Origin of the sequence: Arthrobacter sp. 2YAF22_2, assembly GCF_052114645.1 — a bacterium.
Taxonomy (GTDB): domain Bacteria; phylum Actinomycetota; class Actinomycetes; order Actinomycetales; family Micrococcaceae; genus Arthrobacter.
Genome location: NZ_JBFRFD010000443.1, coordinates 1 through 3,105, shown reverse-complemented (window position 1 = coordinate 3,105; position 3,105 = coordinate 1). Strand labels below are relative to the sequence as shown.

At 63.7% G+C, this 3,105-nt stretch carries 3 protein-coding genes; all 3 read left to right on the top strand.

Annotated elements, in window-relative coordinates; all coding sequences use genetic code 11:
- On the top strand, positions 1-502 hold a 502-nt coding region (locus AB4Y86_RS15535), incomplete at its 5' end, for a fumarylacetoacetate hydrolase family protein (protein WP_441403091.1).
- A gap of 2 nt (positions 503-504) precedes the next feature.
- Positions 505-2,118: an FAD-dependent monooxygenase gene (locus AB4Y86_RS15530; protein WP_441403090.1), complete on the top strand. Its 1,614-nt coding sequence runs from the start codon at positions 505-507 to the stop codon at positions 2,116-2,118.
- 19 nt (positions 2,119-2,137) lie between these two features.
- Positions 2,138-3,105: NAD(P)-binding protein (locus AB4Y86_RS15525; RefSeq protein ID WP_441403089.1), on the top strand; the 968-nt coding region annotated here is incomplete at its 3' end.

Sequence of the window (3,105 nt, the reverse complement as noted above, 5' to 3'; positions counted from 1 at the left end):
GCCGATTCCCAGCGAGAGCGACATGTATGACTACGAGGGCGAGGTCGCATTGGTCGTGGGAGCTCCCGCGGATCACGTCCGCCCGGAGGATGCGCTCAAGGTCGTCGCCGGCTACGCCGCTTTTAATGATTTCAGTGCCCGTGACTGGCAGCGCCACACCGGACAGTGGACTCCCGGGAAGAACTTTCCGCTGAGTGGCGCCTTTGGCCCCTACTTCATGACCGCCGAGGAAGTCGGTGATGTCACCGAACTCGTCGTTGAGACGAGGGTCAATGGAGAAGTCCGGCAGCGCGCGGCGGTTGCGGACCTTATCTTCGACATCCCCGCGATCCTCGAATACGTGACGACATTCACCCCGCTGTCCCCTGGTGACGTCATTGTGACCGGCACCCCCGGAGGCGTGGGGCTGTTCATGGAGCCGCCGACGTTCCTCGCCCCCGGCGACGTCGTCGAGGTTGAGGTCGGCAAGCTCGGTACTCTGCGCAACGTTCTCGTCGCCTAAAGATGCGCAAAGGTAATGCCATGGATCACTTCGATGTCGCGGTTGTCGGCGCCGGTCCGGTGGGACTGACTGCGGCGCTGCTGCTCGCCGACGGCGGCGCCCGTGTCGCGCTGCTCGACGCCGCCAACGCGCCCATGGACCTGCCACGGGCCATCAGCATCGCCGACGAAACCTTTCGGACCATGGACCGTTTGGGCCTTGCCGATGCGCTGAAGGAGGAGTCATTGCTCGGCACCGGGAGCCGTTACTTCGGACTGAACGACAGGCCACTTGCCTCGTCGAAACCGGCTCCCTCCCGCATCGGACACCCGGCCAAGTCACAGTTCGACCAGCCCGTGCTGGAAGACCTCCTCTGGACAAAAGCAAGCAATGACGAGCGCATCGCATTTCTCACAGGTGCTCAAGTCAACGCGATCGCCCAGGATAAAGACGGGGTCACCGTCGGTTTTCAATCCGACGACGGCAACGGAGCCGTGGCTGCCTCATGGCTTATCGGTGCTGACGGCGGCCGCAGTTTCGTCCGTGAAGCCCTGGGCATTGACCTGGTGGGGTCAACTCAGGAGGAACGCTGGGTAGTCATCGACCTGCTCAATGTGCCTGAGGCCCGCGAGCCCTACGCCGAGTTCCACGGCAACGGGACGCGTCCCTACGTTCTGGTACCCGGGATCAAAGGGCGTCTGCGCCTGGAGTTCATGCTTTTCGACCACGAAAGCGCGGACGAGATGACGGCACCGGCGCAAATTCTTGAGCTGTCCCGACCTTTCCATCCGCGAATCGGGACAGAGGATGTCAGGCGCGCCGTCGTCTACGTCGCCCACCAGCGCATCGCACGTACCTACCGCTCCGGCCGCTCCTTCCTGATCGGTGACGCCGCGCACCTCATGCCGCCCTTCTCAGGGCAGGGGCTGAACGCCGGGYTGCGCGACGCACTCAATCTCAGCTGGAAGCTGTTGGAAGTGCTCCGCGGCGCAGGCACGGACCGCCTCCTGTCCACCTACGAATCCGAACGCCGCACCCATGCAGCGAAAATGGTGAAGGTGTCACGCCGGACCGGGGCCGTTGTTATGGCTGTGGGCGCACTGAAGACCAACGTCCGGGACATCGCCTTCCGCACGGTCAGCCTCATTCCCGCGGTTCACCGGTATCTGGGATCCATGCGTTTCATCTCACCACCCGATTACCGCAACGGCGTGGCCATCAAGGCGGGACGGGATATCGACCGCCGGTTGGCGGCATCGGTCGGTTTCGCACTGAGCCAGCCGTCGGTGACCGGCCCGGACGGCGGGACGGCGCCGCTCGATACTCATCTCGGCGACGGCTGGTCCCTCTTGACCCTGGAAGCAGAAAGCGCGTCATCGCAGAGGCCGGATCCATTCTGGGCCTTGCTCGGCGCCCGACGGCTTGTATTGGCAGGCACACCCGTTTCGCCGGCTGAGCAATACAGTTTTCCGCTGCTCCTCGACGCTGGGCGGTTGCTCGCAGTCCCACGCCTGACGAAACCTCACACCCTGGTGGTTCGTCCGGATCGCTACGTCGCAGCAGTGTTCACCGACGACAGCGAACAGTCAGTCATCCAAAGTCTGCGCTCGTACGTCGATCCACGCTCGCGGCGATAACAATTTCAAGGAGAACGGAATGCCCAGCATGCAGGAATCGCGGTCCGAAACCGCACGGTTCGATGACCTCTATTGGGAACCTGGCGCGGAGCCCATTGTCGAGGACGACGCCTTTCTGGCGGAGATCATCGCGCAATCGGAACTTCCCGTGCTGCTCGTCGCGATCGCGGCGGCGCTCGGCGATACGTCGTCACTGAGCAGCGACCTACAACCTCCGCTGAGCCCGGTGGACACCCAACCCCATCCGCACGGTGGCATGTCCGCCGATCAGCAGGAAGGCGCAAAGGCAGTGGCGTTGGCCGGGTTGCGCGAGCTCCGGGACAATGGGATCACCGCGGTTGATCTGCTCCCGGATGAGACCGTCACTGATCTCCTGCGTTTCCTCACCGCGGGGCGTGAGCATTGGTACGCTTCGCTGAAGCATGAGCTTGACCTCGCAGCGGACAAAGGTGGGGCCCCTCAATGGCATTTCGAGGACGTCGCTGATGGTCGCGAGTTCCCCGTGCTCATCGTCGGTGCAGGGATCGCCGGGATCGCTGCGGCACACAGGTATAAGCAAGCCGGGGTGCCCTTTATCGTCGTCGAAGACGCTCCAATGCTGGGTGGGACGTGGGCTAAGAACTCTTATCCTGGTGTCCGGCTCGACACCCCGACTTTCGGGTATTCGTACTCGTTCGCGCAGCGAGGCGACTGGCCCCACCAGTTCGCGAAGGGAGGGGACGTTCTCGACTACGTCCGCGACGTCGCCGAGCGCGCGGGAATCGTTGAGAATATCGAGTTCTCCACCCGGCTGAACCGGCTGCGCTGGGACGAGGGGGCCCGCAGGTGGGAGGCCACCACCCGGGATGCCGCCGGGAAAGAGCAGACCCGGAGCTTTGCGGCTGTCGTGAGCGCTCTCGGTCAGTTGGACCGCCCCAACATCCCTCATTTCGAGGGCATCGACCAGTGCAGGCAATCGACACTACCGGTGCCGGCGATGCCTTCAAC